Below are 16,998 nucleotides of genomic sequence, written 5' to 3'. Positions count from 1 at the left end.
AAGTAAATGACAACCGGTTAACATAAAAAGTGAGGAGAAATTAAATTTGAAAAATGAAACGGTTAATTATCCAGAAATAACAAATGAAAGATATCGATTGAATTACCATATTACGGCACCAGCAGGCTGGATGAATGATCCAAATGGATTTTGTTTTTATAAAGGCTACTATCATATCTTCTACCAACATCATCCGGAATCGGTAGAATGGGGTCCAATGCACTGGGGACATTCGAGAAGTAAGGATTTAGTTAATTGGGAACGGTTACCGATAGCCCTGTTTCCCGGTGATAAAGAAGATAAAGATGGTTGTTTTTCTGGGAGCGCAATTGTGAAAGATGATCGTCTCTACTTAATTTACACGGGCCATAATTTGAAGGATGAAAATGATCCCGACAGTTACTGGCAAAATCAAAATTTGGCATTCAGTGACGATGGTATTAACTTTCAAAAATATGCTGGAAATCCGGTTATTTCAATTCCACCCGCGGATAATGCTGATGACTTTAGAGATCCTAAGATTTGGTACAAAAATGGTAAATACTATATTGTGATTGGTAGTAAGAATGAAGTTGGATTGGGCCGGGTTGTTATGTACAGCTCAGAAAATCTGGAACACTGGGATTATCTAGGTCCAATTGCGACGGCCAAGTCTGTTGATTCAGAGGGATTTGTGTGGGAATGTCCTGATCTTTTTGAAATTGACGGTCAAGATGTTCTCATTATGTCACCGCAAGGTATTAAGGCCGATGAATTAAAATATAGAAATTTTTTCCAAACAGGCTACTTAATTGGGAAATTCGATGAAGATACGCATACTTTGAATCATGGTGAATTTACTGAGTTAGATTTTGGACATGATTTTTACGCCACGCAATCAATGCTTACACCCGATGGCAGAAGAGTTGTATTTGGATGGATGGATATGTGGGAAAGTCCAATACCGGAGCAACAAGACGGTTGGGCAGGGGCACTTACATTTCCGAGAGAGTTAAGTATGAAAGATGGTAAATTGTTAATGACGCCTGTTAGAGAAATCGAAAAATTACGTAAAAAAGTGCTGTTAGAGGTTATTAAGCCTGAACAAAATACAATTTCTTTTAAGGCGCCTACAAAGAGTTTTGAATATCTGGCAAATTTTGATGGACAAAACGATGTTTCGGTTAAAGTTCAAGACAGCGAACGAAAATCGTTACTAGAACTTAATTATCGAGCTGTAACGGGTAAAGTGACCTTACAAAAATATAACGATGACTTACTTCGAGAAACAAACATAACGGTTTCCGGTCAAATGGATATTCATTTATTAATGGACAATAGTTCGGCAGAATTATTTGTGAATAATGGTGAGGCTTGTTTTTCTGAACGGGTTTATGATGAAAAAGAACTCACGATTGAGACAAGTAGTGGTTCCACAAATTATGATATTAAAATTTATGAACTTGGAGGAGAAATGTAATGTTATTAGGAAGTATTGAAGCGGGTGGTACAAAATTTGTATGCGCGGTTGGTAATGAGGACTATCGAGTAGAAAACCAAATTCAAATTCCAACAACAACGCCAGCTGAAACTTTGACGGCAGTTGTTAATTATTTTAAGCAGTTTGAAATTGGGGCACTTAGTGTTGCTTCTTTTGGACCAATTGAAATTAGAAAAACGTCACCTAAATATGGTTTTATCACTAAAACGCCTAAGCCAGGTTGGAATGATACGGATTTTTTGGGATTTTTAAAAAATGAATTGGATGTACCAACATTTTGGACGACTGATGTTAATGGTTCAGCGTATGGCGAGTATACAATGTCAACGCTGTTCAATGAAAAAATTAGTTCACTTGTTTACTATACGATTGGAACTGGTGTCGGTGCTGGTGCTGTTATTAATGGTCATCTAGTTGGTGGTATTGGTCATCCTGAAATGGGACATGTGTTGGTTAAAAGGCACCCTAATGATCTTGATTTCAAAGGGATTTGTCCGTTTCATGGTGATTGTTTAGAGGGACTCGTTTCTGGACCAACATTTGAAGCACGAACTGGTAAAAAAGGTAAAGATGTTCCTTTAACGGATGAAACATGGGACATTATGGCTTACTACATTGCTCAAGCCGCCGTTCAGACAACTTTAAGTCTACGTCCAAATAAAATTGTTTTTGGTGGCGGTGTTGCTAATGAAGTTTTATTAGGGAAAGTACGCCAAGAATTCAAGGTAATTTTAAATGATTATGTTGATGTTCCACCATTAGAACAGTATATTACGGCACCGCAAGTGGCTAATAATGGATCGGCTAACGTTGGTAATTTTGCTTTAGCTGAAAAGTTATTGTCTGAATAATTAGTTAATCAAACAAAAATTGGAGGACGATATAATGACGAATAAAAATTATTATGATGTAACAGAGTGGCCTGTTGGAAATCCATATGAAGATGTCGGTGAAGTGATTAATAGTATTATTAATGACATTAAGCAGCGACAATCCGGTAGCAGTTATTTATTTACCACCTGCTGACTATCATTTGCGGACCCAAGTATTAATTGATATTAGTTTCCTTAAAATTCAGGGATCTGGTCATGGGTTTACATCGTCAAGTATTCGATTTAATGTACCAGAAAATGAGTGGGCAGATTTGCATGAATTATGGCCGGGTGGGAGTCGTATTCTTGTTGATCTTGATCCTAGTACATCGGACGAAGAATCTGACGGTGCGGCTTTTTATGTTGCTCGAGAGGGAAATCCACGTATTAGTTCAGTAGAATTTTCTAATTTTAATATTGATGGATTGCACTTCGTGGATGACGGATCAGGTGAAAAAAATCCAGAAAATACGTATGTGAATGGTAAGACAGGTATTTATGTTGCAAGTGCGCAAGATTCGTTCCGAATTACGGAAATGGGCTTTGTTTACTTAGAACATGGCGTGACTATTTACAACGCCGATGCATTAACGATTCATGATAATTTTATTGCTGAATGTGGAAATTGTATTGAACTACGAGGCTGGGGGCAAGCGTCAAAAGTAACGGAAAATTTGATGGGTGCAGGATTTAATGGGTATACCATTTTTGCCGAAAACTTTGGTGGGCTCTTGGTTACCACGAATAATATTTTTCCTCGAGGCGCAAGCAGTATTTCATTGGCCGGTGTAACAAAGTCGTCTGTTACAAATAATCGTCTTCATGCTTTTTATCCGGGAATGGTTGTTTTGGATGAAAACTGTTCGGAAATCTTAGTTTCGGCAAATCATATGTTGCATGACCAAGAACCATGGGCACCAATGCAACATCGCGATAATGGACTGGATGATTTGTATGGTCTCTTATCAATTAGTGGTAACGATAATTCTGTGATTGGTAATCATTTCTCAGAGACGATTGACCAGGAAACGCTTAAACCGGCTGGGGCAACGCCAGTTATTATTCGGCTTGTTGCCGGACATGGTAATTACATTGCAAATAATAATGTTGTTGCTACAGAAATTCAATCAGGAAGTGGCGATTCGGCATTCTCTGCTCAAGTGGACGCATTGTTAGCAACCGAGGAATTAAAAAAAGTTGCAGTTACCACTGTATTAGTTGAGAAGTCGTCAACTCAAAATACCGTTCTTGATTCGGGTAATAATGAACAAATCGTAATAGATAAAACCGTAAATGCTTTTAGAGCAACACCGACTGTTCCGACAAAATATTAATTTTTGAAATAAATAAGGCCTTGGATAACGTTAATTCTAGTTATCTGAGACCTTATTTTTTATTCAATTAAAGCATAATACCATAAATCGATGGGATACATATTTATAGTATAAGTAAATATTTTAATAGTAAATGATTAGTAATAGATACATATGTGAACGATTATTTATATAAATAGTTATTTTTAAACATATTAACTAATTTAACGATAATTTAAAACTAATATAATAAGGCGGCATCGTTGACAGCGCTTTCAATCGATGTTATTGTTTATTTGACATATCACGTAAGTAATATGCTGAATAAACGTTGTCCGTGCATCGAACGGATGGGCAAAAATATCGTTAAAATTTTAACTTACTTTTGGTTTGGAAACGTATTTAATAAATTTTTGGGGGAATAATATATGAAAATATTTGCATATGGTATCCGTGATGATGAAAAACCATCGCTTGAGGAATGGAAAGTGATAAATCCGGAGATTCAAGTGGATTATACGCAGGATTTACTGACATCAGAAACGGCTAAGTTAGCTAAAGGTGCCGATTCAGTAGTTGTCTATCAGCAATTAGATTATAACCGTGACTCATTAGCGGCACTAGCTGATGTTGGCGTAACAAATTTATCGTTGCGTAACGTAGGTACGGATAATATTGATTTTGATGCAGCACGCGAGTTTAAATTCAATATTTCTAATGTACCCGTATACTCGCCTAATGCGATTGCTGAACATTCAATGATCCAATTAGCACGCCTATTTCGACAAACGAAGGAGCTGGATGCTAAAGTAGCTGAACATAATTTACGTTGGGCACCAACTATTGGTCGAGAAATGCGTATGCAAACGGTCGGCATTATTGGAACGGGACATATTGGTCGTGTTACCATCAACATATTAAAAGGTTTTGGTGCAAAAGTAATTGCTTACGATAAATATCCCAATGCTGAATTAATGTCTGAGGGTCTATATGTTGATACGTTGGATGAATTGTACGCACAAGCTGACGCCGTTTCTTTATATGTTCCCGGATTGCCTGAGAATTATCATTTGATTGATGCTGAAGCCATTGGAAAAATGAAAGATGGTGTTGTAATTGTGAACACGGCTCGTGGTAATTTAATAGATGTAGATGCAATTATAGCTGGACTAAATTCAGGGAAAATTTCAGGTTTTGGTATGGATGTTTATGAAAATGAGGTTGGTCTTTTTAACGAAGATTGGACTAATCGTGATTTTCCAGATGAAAAAATTGCTGATTTAATTGCGCGTAAAAATGTATTGGTGACACCTCATACAGCGTTTTATACAACTAAGGCTGTTTCAGAGATGGTTCAGCAATCATTTGACGCAGCAGTTGTTTTTGGAAAAGGTGAAAAGCCAGAAACGTTCGTAGAATATTAAATTTTTTAATTATTTTGAACAAGTGCAAAAAGGTTACGGGGTTATCAAGTTTTAAAATTGGGAAGAGGTAAAGTAGTATGTCCAATAAAATTGAAGAAAAAAAAGACACAGAATATGTACGTATGGCAAAAGAAAGTGCACCAGTTGCTTTTAATGGTCAAACTGATTTACATTTAAAAGATTTCTTTTTTAAAGTCTTGTCAGGTTCTGCACAAGGGATTTTGATTGGTGTTTTACCATCAGCTGTTATGAAATATATTATTAAGTACTCAGGATTGGGTACCACTGCGTTCGGCGCAGATTTAAGTGCTATTTTAACGTTATTTACATCGTTAATTCCATTTTTAATTGGGATGGCCATTGCCTTACAATTTAAAATGAAAATTTTAGATGTTGGTGTTGTTGCCATTGCAACAATGGTGGCATCAGGTTCAATTAAGTGGGCGGTTGCACCTGCCGGATGGGAAAATCCGGTGACAGGAGTGAACTCTGTGGTGCCCATGAATGCTTATATTGCTTCTGGGTCCGGTGATGTTATTAATGCTATGATTGTCGCATCTATCGCAGTTATAGTCGTCTGGTTAGTTGCCCATTATTTAAAAGGATTTGGATCAGTTGCGATTATTTTAAGTCCAATTCTTGTAGGTGGTGGCGTTGGCCTACTTGGTAAGACGATTGCGCCTTATGTTGGTGATGTTACAGCGTGGATTGGCGAATTGGTTGAGATGTTCACAAATTTTGCGCCCATTCCAATGGCAATGTTAATTGCTATGGCGTTTTCAATCATTATTATTACGCCTGTCTCAACTGTCGGAATTGCTTTGGCAATTAGTTTGTCGGGTATTGGTTCCGGGGCCGCTGCCATGGGTGTTGTCGCAACAACAATCGTTTTATTAATTAATTCATGGAAAGTTAATAAACCGGGAGTTACCGTTGCGATCGCATTGGGGGCAATGAAGGGAATGATGCCTTCAGTATTTGCCAAACCCGTGACGATGTTGCCATTTTTATTATCGGCCGCGATATCCAGTATTCCTGTTGCGTTATTTAACATTCAAGGGACACCGACTACTGCCGGTTTTGGATTCATCGGATTAGTTTCGCCTATCCAATCAATAGTTAAAGACCCTACAGTTCCCTCATCAGTTATGAATCATTTTATTAGTCCGCTAGTTGGTGTTTTTGCATGGCTGGTTGTGCCAATTGTTGCGGGATTCGTTGTACAGTTCATATTCAGTAAGTTATTAAAACTGTATACACCAATGGATTTCCAACAAGATTTATAACAATATTTGTAAGTTAATAAAAATATCTAATTGAAAATAAAAAATATAGAAAAATAATTGAAAGAAGGATTATTAATATGCGTGTTGGAATGATTGGACTGGGTAAGATGGGGTTAAGCTTAACAAAGAATATGCTTGATAATGGAATTGAGGTTGTTGGATTCGATTTAGCAACTGAAAACGTAAAAGCTGCAGAAGAAGCAGGCGCAATTTCAGCTTCAAGTCTTGAAGACTTTGTTTCTAAATTAGGGTCTACTAAGATTACGTGGTTGTTGTTACCAGCTGGTGCACCAACTGATGCAACTATCGTCAAATTGACGGAATTGCTTAATAAGGATGATTTAATTGTTGATGGCGGTAATTCAAACTTTAAAGATTCGCTTAGACACAATAAAATCGTGACAGAAGCCGGAATGAGATTTTTTGACTGTGGTACATCGGGAGGTCAATCAGGTGCTCGTAATGGTGGGAACTTTATGATTGGTGGCGATGATGCGGATGCATTTAATCAATATCTTGATCCAATCTTTAAATTGATTTCTGAAAAAGATGGTTATCTTTATACTGGGGCAGCAGGCTCTGGTCATTACTTGAAGATGGTGCATAATGGGATTGAATATGGAATGATGCAAGCAATTGGTGAAGGATTTGACGTTCTTGAGAGTGGACAATATGATTATGATAATGAAGCCGTAGCTAAATTATGGAATCATGGTTCCGTTATTCGCAGTTGGTTAATGGAACTTGTGGAAGATGCGTTTTCTGATGATGCGCATTTGGATGACTTACTTGGACGCATGCATTCTTCAGGTGAAGGGCAGTGGACATTACAAGAAGCACTCGATAGTAAAGTGCCAACGCCAGTTATCGCATTGTCAGTGATGATGCGTTATGAATCGATGAGAAACGTTGATGCAAACTTTACAGGTAAGGTTGTTGCTGCAATGCGCCATGGCTTCGGAGGGCACGTTGTAGATAAATCGTAAGCTGTTATTTTTAATATGACGAATGGATAATTCGCAGGACCATGTCTTGTTTAATTTTTTTGAGACAAAATTTATTTAATTTGTGCCACTTTACTGAAAGAGGACTATAATTAAGAGTGAAGTTGAAAGACAGTTAACTGTCCAAATCAAAAGAGGCGATAGCAATGGCAAAGTTGAGTAAAGAACAACGCAAAGCAATGGCTCAAAAAGCAATGGACGAACGTGCTAAACATCCACAAGCTGAAAAAAAACAATCAGGTTTCAAATTTATTGAAGAAGAATCAGCTAAATTAGAATCAGAAAAAAACTAATTATAAAAGTTCAAAGATTAATTCTGAGTATTCTTGGAATTAATCTTTTTTTATTTCACTGAATCATTATTAAATTTGTCGTGAGTCAGGTACAATTTAGACGAGAAAGAATTAAATTAGGGAGTGATTAAATCGTGATAATTAAACAAGCACATATCGAAAATGAAAAAGAACTACAAGATGTCCGCGTAGAAAATGGGATATTTACTGAAATTGGCCTAAATTTACAGGCTAAATCTAACGAGCAGGTCATTGATGCAACGAATAAATTAATGTTACCTCCATTTGTTGATCCACATGTCCATTTGGATTCAACACTTACGGCTGGAGAGCCAGAATGGAATGAATCAGGTACTTTATTTGACGGTATCCGAATCTGGTCTGAGCGTAAAAAAACGTTAACGCGTGAAGATGTCAAAGAACGTGCTGTCAAAGCCTTGAAAATGCAGGCAGCGCATGGCGTTCAATTCGTTCGGTCACATGTGGATGTAACTGATCCAGAGTTAGTTGCTTTGAAGGCCTTAATTGAAGTGCGTGAAGAAGTGAAGCCTTGGATGGAGCTACAATTGGTCGCCTTTCCACAAGAAGGCATATTATCATTTCCAAATGGGAGAGAATTGATGACGAAGGCTGCCGAATTGGGTGTTGACGCGATTGGTGCGATTCCACATTTTGAATTCAATCGTGAATACGCAGTTGAATCTCTTCATTTTGCCTTCGAACTAGCACAAAAATATGATTTATTATTCGATGCGCATACTGACGAAATTGATGATCCTAGTTCTCGTAGTCTGGAAACAGTTGCGACCTTAGCGCTGGAAACAGGGATGAAAGACAAGGTTACCGCGTCACACACAACAGCGATGGGATCGTATAATGATGCTTATTTATATAAATTAATGCGCTTATTAAAAATGTCAGACATGAACTTTATTGCTAATCCACTCGTGAATATGTTTTTAGGCGGTCGATTTGATACATACCCGAAACGCCGTGGGTTAACACGTGTAAAAGAATTAGACGAAAATGGTCTAAACGTTGCCTTTGGTGAAGATGATATTAAAGATCCTTGGTATCCAATGGGTAACGGCAATATGTTGGATGCTTTGCATATGGGCTTACATGCCACGCAAATCATGGGTTACAGCCAGATTATGAACGCCTACCGATTTGTGACAACGAATGGTGCCAAAGCGATGCACGTTATGGATCATTACGGAATTGAAGTTGGGAAACCAGCTAGCTTTGTGATTATGGATAGTGATAATTTTTATGATGCGTTGAACACACGCGCCGCTGTTATGTTATCCGTGCATAATGGAGATGTAATTAGTGAGACTAAGCCTGCAGAAACGCAGTTATATATTAGCTGAAAAATACATAACATAGGTAATTATTATAGGTTTAGTAAATGAGGTTGAATTATATATTCATTCTCTATTTGGAATTAAATTATGATAGAATTTTATATATAGAGGTGAACAATTATGGCAGATTCAGTAAATCAAGAACAAATTGTGCAAGCAGCATGGGAGTTGTTGGCAGAAGATGGCATTGCAACTTTTTCGATGCGCAAGTTGGCTAAAAAGGTAGATTTATCGGTATCAACATTATATTGGCATTTTGAAAATAAAAATGCCATTTTTAATGAATTGATAAATGAGGTAGCAGGTTCTGCTGAAAAAGCTTTTAAAAAAAGTGGTACTTGGCAAGAACGATTACTTCAAGATGGACTTATATTGGCGCAAGAATTAAGAAAACGTCCTTATTCGGCAGAATTAATGCTTAGTTTACCGCCAGATACCGATAACTATTGGTTGGTAACTGAACAACTTCTTGTCGTAATTGATGACCTTAAATTGAGTGATGGCGAAAAATTTAATGCTATTTCAATTTTATTGAACTACATTTTAGCATTTGAACGTGATTTTTTAGTTCAAAAAATAAATGTAACACAAACGCCAATTGGACAATTGGCGATAAATAAACAGATAGGTTCACAGATTACCATCTTAAAAAGACTCTATCAAAAGGGATTATTCCAACAAATGGGGACAGAAGCGGCCTTAACTTGGAGTTTACGAACAATCATAGCGGGTTTAGATCAACAACAAAATAATTAAATCGAAAGCATTTGTTAGCTCAGCTAACGGATGCTTTTTTATTTTAATTCCAAGTTAATAAAGAAGCATTTTAAAGCGATTTTATGATAATTAATTGTATTATTTTTACGAAGAAAGGTTTACTTTTTTCTAGAACGGTGTTAGAGTGATTTTTATAGAACGATGTTCTAGAAAGGAGTTTTAAATTTTGAAAACAAAAGTAGAAACAAAAGAATTTTCTTTAAAGGCGGTTTTACCATCAATATTAACGGTTGCCCTGGCGATGTTGTTAACAATGATGGATACAACAATTATGAATGTAGCAATACCATCATTACAACATGTTTTTTCAACCAAACTCAGTACGGTACAGTGGTCTGTAACGGGCTATACACTTGCACTAGCGGCTATTACGCCAATAGCCGGATGGTTATCTGACCGATTTAGTGCAAAGCGCGTTATCTTTTTGGCAATTGTATGGTTTGCTATATTTTCCGTTCTTTGTTCAATGTCGCAATCAATTGAAATGTTGATTGTATTCCGTTGTTTACAAGGAATGGCAGGCGGTTTAGTTGGACCAATCGGTATGGCAGAATCTTGGAAATTAGTACCAGCTGATAAACGTGGTTCGTTAATGGCATTATTGGGCTTACCAATGGTAATCGCACCAATTGCAGGGCCTGTTTTAGCCGGATGGTTATTGAGTTATGCGAGTTGGCATGCCATTTTTTATATTAATTTACCAATCGGTATTATTGCGGCAATTTGCGTGCTAAAGTATTTACCAAAAAGAGAATTAATTAAAAATGAACGTCTAGATATTTTTGGTGCACTACTTTCGCCTACAGCGTTCGTAACATTAATTTATGGGGTTCATCGTTTAGGAGACCATGCATTAACGGATTGGACAACGACATCAATATTGTTAATTGGTATTACTTTATTGATTTTATTTATTTATGTTGAACTCAAGCAAGACCATCCTTTAATGGCATTAAGTGCATTTAAGGTGGATCGCTTTAGAAGAGGAATTTTAGTTAGTTGGTTAAATCAAATTGTATTATTTGGGGCAACCTTGTTAATCCCTCTTTTTTTACAGACGGCTAAAGGATTTTCTCCTTTGCATGCTGGTGAAATGATTGCGCCACAGGCACTCGCCTCATTTGTAGGGATGTTTATTGGTGGTCAATTATTTGATCGTTGGGGAGTTAGGGCTGCCGCTTTACCCGGAATTGGCTTAATGTTTATTGGAATTATTCGTTTAACACAACTAACATTACAAACGGATACAACAACATTGTTAATCACAATTGCCATTTTAGGACTAGGACAAGGAATGACAATGATGCAGATTAGTACTTATAATCTTGGTTCTGCACCAAAGGCTGTTGTTTCGAGACTAACGCCTTTAATTAATTCAGCAATGCAAATTATTAATTCCTTAGCAGTTGTTTGGTTAACAAATGTCTTAAGTAAAAATTTAGTTAGTGAAGCTAAAACAGCGACTGCTGCTACGTTTGAAAATCATGTGGTATTAGCATATGGACAAACATTTACGATGTTATTAGGGATACTAGCGCTCAGTTTTATTGTAACGATAACTTTGAATAAAGTTAAAAAATAAAATAATATTAAAAACACAATATTAATCATTAAATATAGTGATTAGTATTGTGTTTTGCTTTATGTAAAATATATTATAGACGTAATATATTTTATAATGGTTATTGATAGCGCTTTATAAGCGTAACTGATAAAATTAAAGCATAAACTGAAAAGGGGTAATACAATGAAAATGATTAATTTGGGTGGAAGTAATCTTCAAGTATCATCTGTCGGGTTAGGCTGTATGCGTATGCCAGAATTGTCGACGAGACAAGCTGCAGAAATGATTCAAACGGCGGCTGATCATGGTGTTAACTTCTTTGATCATGCAGATATTTATGGAGCGGGAAAAGCTGAAGAAGTTTTTGCAGCGGGTTTCTCTGAAACGGAACTTTCACGTGAAGATATAATTCTTCAATCAAAATGTGGTATTGTGCCAGGATCAGAATATAATTTTACGGCAGAACATATCGAAAAAAGTGTTGATGGTATTTTAAAACGATTAAATACAGAATATATTGATAGTTTATTGTTACATAGACCCGATACATTGATGGAGCCTGAAGCCATTGCTCGCGTATTCGAAAAGCTCCAAGCATCTGGTAAGGTTCGTAATTTTGGGGTAAGTAATTTTTATCCGGGACAAGTTGATTTATTACAACAGGCTTTAGACACGAAATTATTGGTAAATCAACTTCAATTTGGTGTGATGCATACTGGAATGATTGATTTGGGAACAAACGTGAATATGGTTAATGATGCCGGAATTAACCGTGATGGTGGAATATTAGAATATTCGCGTCTTAAAAAGATGACGATCCAAGCATGGTCACCATTCCAATATGGTTTCTTTGAAGGCACATTCCTAGATAACCCTAAGTTTGCTGAATTGAATGAAGTGTTAAATCGCTTAGCTAGAGAAAAGAATTCAACAAACACGGGTATTGCGACTGCATTCATTTTACGTCACCCTGCAAAAATGCAAGTAATCGCGGGGACAATGAATCCAAAACGTATTACCGAAATCACAGATGCTACTGAAATAGAATTAACGCATCAAGAATGGTACGAAATTTATCGTGCAGCGGGTAATAAGTTACCATAAAAATAGTTTATGATAAATTAAAAAAGTAGAGTTCGCATCTAAGTTGGATGTGAACTCTATTTTTTGCAATATTTATATTATAATAAATAATTTGTACGGATGAATACAAGAGCAATTATTTATTTAAATGATTGGAGGTACTAAAAACAAAATTACTTTTGTGAGCTGCTTGATATGGTAAGATAATGGTAAATGGGTGGTGGAAAATATGGAGAATAAGTACGAACATGTTTATCGTGAAATTAAAGATAAAATTATAGCGGGTGAATTTGATATTAATGATAAGTTAATGACGGAATCTGAACTAATGGTCGCGTATTCGGTAAGTCGTTATACAATTAGAAGGGCGATTGGCGATTTAGAAAGCGCGGGTTATGTCTATCGTATCCAAGGTGGCGGTATCTTTGTTAATGACTGGCATACTGGTAAAAAAATAACGCAAAATAATAATAAAATGATTGGCGTTGTTACAACGCACATTGCTGACTATATTTTCCCAAACATCATCACGGGGATTGACCGGGTTATCTCGGAAGAAGGGTATACTATTATTTTAAGTAATACTCTGGATACTCCAGACAGGGAAAGAACCAGTCTTTTAAAGATGTTGGAGATGGACTTATCTGGATTGATTATTGAGCCAACGCAGAGCGCACTGGTTAACAAAAATAAAGATTTATATGAAAAAATATTAGAACTTAAAATACCAACGCTCTTCATTAACGCGCATTATGAAGATATTGACATTCCATACTTGGAGTTAAATGACTTCAATGGCAGTGAGTTAGAAACGGAGCATTTAATTAAAAACGGACATGAAAAAATATTAGGCGTTTTTAAGGTGGATGATAAACAAGGGTTACTACGAATGAACGGTTTTGTTCAGGCGTATATGGAACATGCTAATAGTTCATATCAAAGTGAAATATTGATGTATCGGTCAACGGATCCCTTGCAAAATATTTATCAAAAAATTGAAAAAATATTACACCGTTCTGACAGACCGACTGCAATTGTTTGCTACAATGACCAATTAGCCATTAAATTAATGGATATCGTAAAATCAATGGATATGGAGATTCCAGAAGACGTTTCTATTGTTGGTTTTGATGATTATCAGTTATCAAAATATATGTCACCAAAGTTAACGACAATTAGGCACCCTAAAGAAAAGATGGGACGTAAAGCTGCTAAAATGTTGTTAGAGATGATAAGAGGTAAGAATACAAAGATTGAATCAGTTGTATATGAGGCTAAATTAGTTAGCCGAGAAAGCGTTAAAAACCGGAATAAATAGTTAATAAGTTGTCTAGCATTTAGGCAACTTATTTTTTTATTTCTAAAAATTCATACGAATAAATAAAAAACATGTTGATTTATTCGTATGAATGTGAGAAGATGACCTTGTTATAAAAATGGAAGCGCTTTTAAAGGTGCTTGGTTCAAAGCAATTTTTCGGGTAATAACTGGAAGACAATAAAATTTGGAGGCGGCATATGCAAAAAGAAAAGAAAATATCTAGTAAGTTTATTTACTTTTTTGGATCATTTGGTGGAATTTTGTTCGGATACGATATCGGGGTTATGACAGGAGCATTACCTTTCTTACAAAAAGATTGGGCACTTCAAAATAGTGCTGGTACTGTTGGGTGGATCACTTCAGGAGTTATGTTTGGTGCCATTTTTGGTGGTGCGCTAGCAGGAAAACTGTCAGATAAGTTAGGCCGACGAAAAATGATTCTGATGTCAGCCGTTGTATTCGTTATTGGGTCATTGCTTGCATCATTCTCACCTAATAACGGACAGATGTATTTAATAATTGTCCGCATTTTCTTAGGACTAGCAGTTGGTGCTTCATCAGCATTGGTACCAGCTTACATGTCAGAAATGTCTCCTGCTAGATTACGGGGACGACTTTCGGGGATTAATCAAACAATGATTGTTTCAGGAATGTTGCTTTCATATATTATGGATTTCCTATTAAAAGATTTACCTGAAGCATGGGCATGGCGCGTTATGCTCGGACTGGCAGCAGTTCCAGCGGTTGTCTTATATATGGGAGTTTCACGTTTACCAGAATCACCTCGTTTCTTGGTTAAAATAAATAAAGTTGATGAGGCACGCCAAGTATTAACTTGGATTCGCCCAGAAAATGAAGTTGAACAAGAATTAGCAGATATTCAGACAACTGCCGGCGAAGAGAGCCATATTGAAAAAACGTCAATGGTTCAATTGTTCACAGGAAAATATCGTTACCTAGTTATGGCCGGTGTCGGTGTTGCGGCATTCCAACAATTCCAAGGTGCTAACGCAATTTTCTACTATATCCCATTAATTGTTGAAAAGGCAACGGGTAATGCGGCAAGTTCAGCATTAATGTGGCCAATCATACAAGGAATTATCCTTGTTTTGGGATCACTCTTGTTCTTAGTTATTGCAGATAAATTTAAACGCCGTACTCTTTTAATTCTTGGTGGGTTGGTCATGGGATTATCATTTATCCTACCAACGATTATTAATATGGTAGTACCAAATACAAGTCCTATGATGATTGTTGTCTTCTTATGTATCTACGTTGCATTCTACTCATTCACATGGGCACCACTTACATGGGTATTGGTTGGTGAATTATTTCCATTAGCCGTTCGTGGAAGCGCTTCAGGAATTGCGTCTTCGGCTAACTGGATTGGTTCATTCTTGGTAGGACTATTGTTCCCTATCATGACGGCCTCGATGCCACAAGATGCCGTGTTCGCAATCTTCGGAGTTATCTGTTTATTGGGTGTCCTATTCATTCGTTTCTTTGTTCCAGAAACACGTGGTCGTTCATTGGAAGAAATTGAAGAAGAAGGAACAAAAAAAACAAGTAACTAACAAGCTAGGAGGACGATTAATATGGATTTAGTAAAAACATCTCAAGCAGTAAAAAATGGTCAAGTTTCATTGGGAATCGAATTAGGATCAACGCGGATTAAAGCCGTGCTGGTGACAGATGACTTTAAAACAATAGCGACAGGAAGTTTTAATTGGGAAAACCAACTGGAAGATGGTCTTTGGACCTACTCGCTTGAACAAGTTTGGCTTGGAATCCAAACAAGTTATAGACAAATGGCCGCAAATGTTCAAAGTAAATACCATGAACCTTTAACGAAAATTGATTCGATTGGTGTCAGTGCTATGATGCACGGTTACCTCGTCTTTTCAGAAAAAGATGACTTATTGGTACCTTTTAGAACATGGCGAAATAATAATACGGAACAATCAGCTGACGAATTAACGGAATTATTGAACTTCAATATCCCACAACGTTGGAGTATTGCCCATCTTTATCAGGCTGTTTTAAATGATGAAACGCATGTTAACGATATTGCTCATTTAGAAACCCTGGCCAGTTACGTTCATTATAAATTATCCGGTAAAAAAGTTATTGGAATCGGGGATGCTTCTGGTATCTTCCCAATTGATGAAAAAACGGGTACTTACTCCGCTGATTTATTAGATAAATTTAGTGACATTAAAAAAGTTGCTGAATACGACTGGAATGTTAAAGATATTTTACCAACCGTTTTAAGAGCTGGCGAAAATGCGGGTTCTTTAACGGATGAAGGGGCTAAGTTACTTGATGCCAGTGGCAAACTAGAAGGCGGTAGTTTGATGGCGCCTCCTGAAGGGGATGCTGGTACAGGGATGGTTGGGACAAATAGTGTCCGTAAGAGAACAGGTAACATCTCGGTTGGAACGTCAGCTTTCTCAATGACTGTTCTTGATGCTCCAATGAAAAAAGTTTATAAAGATATCGATATCGTGACAACACCAAGTGGTGCACCGGTTGCGATGGTTCATGTTAATAATAGCTCTTCAGATATTAATGCATGGGTATCTATTTTCGGCGAGTTTGCGGCAAAATTAGGCGTTCAATTAACACCGGATCAGTTGTATGAACGTTTGTTCTTAGAATCAACTCATGCGGATGCAGATGCTGGTGGTTTGATTAATTATAGTTACCTATCTGGTGAAAATATTACGCATATGTCGGAAGGACGTCCATTATTTGTTCGAACATCTAATAGTAATTTTACGTTACCTAACTTCATTCAAACACAATTATATGCGGCATTTGCGCCTCTTAAAATTGGAATGGATATTTTAAGTCAGGAAGAACATATCCAAACTAACGTTATGATCGCTCAAGGTGGTATTTTAAAAACAGCCGTTGTTGGACAGCAAGTATTAGCTAATACGCTGAATATTCCAATTACTGTCATGAGCACGGCTGGTGAGGGTGGACCTTGGGGAATGGCAGTCTTAGCTATTTTCGCTAAGAGAAATAACAATGGTCAAAGTTTAGAAGATTTCTTGGATCACGAGGTCTTTGTAGATCCAGAAAGCATGACATTAAGTCCCGAACCTGAAGGGGTTGAAGGTTACAATAAATTTATATCTAGGTATGAAGCTGGCTTACCTGTTGAGTCAGAAGCCATAAAAACAATTAAGGAAGAAAAGAGGAACGAGTAA

The 16,998-nt window shown here is 36.9% G+C and carries 14 protein-coding genes; all 14 read left to right on the top strand.

Going from position 1 to position 16,998, the window contains the following annotated elements:
• Window positions 1-46: 46 nt before the first annotated feature.
• The 14 genes from N0K73_RS00745 (at window position 47) to N0K73_RS00680 (ending at window position 16,998) form a co-directional block, all read left to right on the top strand.
• Window positions 47-1,459: a glycoside hydrolase family 32 protein gene (locus tag N0K73_RS00745; protein ID WP_181647409.1), complete on the top strand. Its 1,413-nt coding sequence runs from the start codon at window positions 47-49 to the stop codon at window positions 1,457-1,459.
• Entirely contained in the window at window positions 1,459-2,331 is an 873-nt protein-coding gene (scrK, locus tag N0K73_RS00740; RefSeq protein WP_112250910.1) for a fructokinase ScrK, read from the top strand. Before N0K73_RS00745 ends, scrK begins: the two co-directional genes overlap by 1 nt.
• A 122-nt stretch (window positions 2,332-2,453) precedes the next feature.
• A complete protein-coding gene (locus tag N0K73_RS00735; RefSeq protein ID WP_225416499.1) occupies window positions 2,454-3,686 on the top strand; it encodes a NosD domain-containing protein in 1,233 nt (410 codons plus the stop codon).
• 407 nt (window positions 3,687-4,093) lie between these two features.
• A complete protein-coding gene (locus tag N0K73_RS00730; protein WP_112250908.1) occupies window positions 4,094-5,089 on the top strand; it encodes a D-2-hydroxyacid dehydrogenase in 996 nt (331 codons plus the stop codon).
• Between the two features lie 77 nt (window positions 5,090-5,166).
• On the top strand, window positions 5,167-6,375 hold the full coding sequence (locus tag N0K73_RS00725; RefSeq protein ID WP_284064356.1) for a PTS sugar transporter subunit IIC: 1,209 nt from the start codon (window positions 5,167-5,169) through the stop codon (window positions 6,373-6,375).
• Between the two features lie 77 nt (window positions 6,376-6,452).
• A complete protein-coding gene (gene gnd, locus N0K73_RS00720; RefSeq protein ID WP_112250904.1) occupies window positions 6,453-7,361 on the top strand; it encodes a phosphogluconate dehydrogenase (NAD(+)-dependent, decarboxylating) in 909 nt (302 codons plus the stop codon).
• 164 nt (window positions 7,362-7,525) lie between these two features.
• Window positions 7,526-7,672, top strand: a complete 147-nt coding sequence (locus tag N0K73_RS00715; RefSeq protein ID WP_169787607.1) for a hypothetical protein — start codon at window positions 7,526-7,528, stop codon at window positions 7,670-7,672.
• Between the two features lie 134 nt (window positions 7,673-7,806).
• Window positions 7,807-9,045 carry a cytosine deaminase gene (gene codA / locus N0K73_RS00710; protein WP_112250902.1) on the top strand — a complete coding sequence of 413 codons (1,239 nt, stop codon included), beginning with the start codon at window positions 7,807-7,809 and terminating at the stop codon, window positions 9,043-9,045.
• 114 nt (window positions 9,046-9,159) lie between these two features.
• Window positions 9,160-9,795: a TetR/AcrR family transcriptional regulator gene (locus tag N0K73_RS00705; protein WP_112250900.1), complete on the top strand. Its 636-nt coding sequence runs from the start codon at window positions 9,160-9,162 to the stop codon at window positions 9,793-9,795.
• A gap of 187 nt (window positions 9,796-9,982) precedes the next feature.
• On the top strand, window positions 9,983-11,398 hold the full coding sequence (locus N0K73_RS00700; protein WP_112250898.1) for an MDR family MFS transporter: 1,416 nt from the start codon (window positions 9,983-9,985) through the stop codon (window positions 11,396-11,398).
• A gap of 165 nt (window positions 11,399-11,563) precedes the next feature.
• Complete coding sequence (locus tag N0K73_RS00695; RefSeq protein ID WP_112250890.1) at window positions 11,564-12,484, top strand: aldo/keto reductase; 921 nt, start codon at window positions 11,564-11,566, stop codon at window positions 12,482-12,484.
• Between the two features lie 208 nt (window positions 12,485-12,692).
• Complete coding sequence (locus N0K73_RS00690; RefSeq protein WP_112250888.1) at window positions 12,693-13,781, top strand: GntR family transcriptional regulator; 1,089 nt, start codon at window positions 12,693-12,695, stop codon at window positions 13,779-13,781.
• A 199-nt stretch (window positions 13,782-13,980) separates the two neighbouring features.
• Window positions 13,981-15,357: a sugar porter family MFS transporter gene (locus N0K73_RS00685; protein ID WP_112250886.1), complete on the top strand. Its 1,377-nt coding sequence runs from the start codon at window positions 13,981-13,983 to the stop codon at window positions 15,355-15,357.
• A gap of 21 nt (window positions 15,358-15,378) precedes the next feature.
• Window positions 15,379-16,998: a xylulokinase gene (locus tag N0K73_RS00680; RefSeq protein ID WP_112250884.1), complete on the top strand. Its 1,620-nt coding sequence runs from the start codon at window positions 15,379-15,381 to the stop codon at window positions 16,996-16,998.

It is taken from the genome of Dellaglioa algida (assembly GCF_030127605.1).
Taxonomy (GTDB): Bacteria; Bacillota; Bacilli; order Lactobacillales; family Lactobacillaceae; genus Dellaglioa; species Dellaglioa algida.
Note: the sequence above shows the minus strand (reverse complement) of the source record. Positions and strands in the feature narration are given on the sequence as shown.

Coding starts and splice junctions, on each gene's coding strand:
- N0K73_RS00725 (WP_284064356.1), top strand. CDS start 5,167: ATGTCCAATAAAATTGAAGAAAAAAAAGACACAGAATATGTACGTATG.
- N0K73_RS00680 (WP_112250884.1), top strand. CDS start 15,379: ATGGATTTAGTAAAAACATCTCAAGCAGTAAAAAATGGTCAAGTTTCA.
- N0K73_RS00695 (WP_112250890.1), top strand. CDS start 11,564: ATGAAAATGATTAATTTGGGTGGAAGTAATCTTCAAGTATCATCTGTC.
- scrK (WP_112250910.1), top strand. CDS start 1,459: ATGTTATTAGGAAGTATTGAAGCGGGTGGTACAAAATTTGTATGCGCG.
- N0K73_RS00715 (WP_169787607.1), top strand. CDS start 7,526: ATGGCAAAGTTGAGTAAAGAACAACGCAAAGCAATGGCTCAAAAAGCA.
- N0K73_RS00685 (WP_112250886.1), top strand. CDS start 13,981: ATGCAAAAAGAAAAGAAAATATCTAGTAAGTTTATTTACTTTTTTGGA.
- N0K73_RS00690 (WP_112250888.1), top strand. CDS start 12,693: ATGGAGAATAAGTACGAACATGTTTATCGTGAAATTAAAGATAAAATT.
- N0K73_RS00735 (WP_225416499.1), top strand. CDS start 2,454: ATGACATTAAGCAGCGACAATCCGGTAGCAGTTATTTATTTACCACCT.
- N0K73_RS00730 (WP_112250908.1), top strand. CDS start 4,094: ATGAAAATATTTGCATATGGTATCCGTGATGATGAAAAACCATCGCTT.
- N0K73_RS00705 (WP_112250900.1), top strand. CDS start 9,160: ATGGCAGATTCAGTAAATCAAGAACAAATTGTGCAAGCAGCATGGGAG.
- gnd (WP_112250904.1), top strand. CDS start 6,453: ATGCGTGTTGGAATGATTGGACTGGGTAAGATGGGGTTAAGCTTAACA.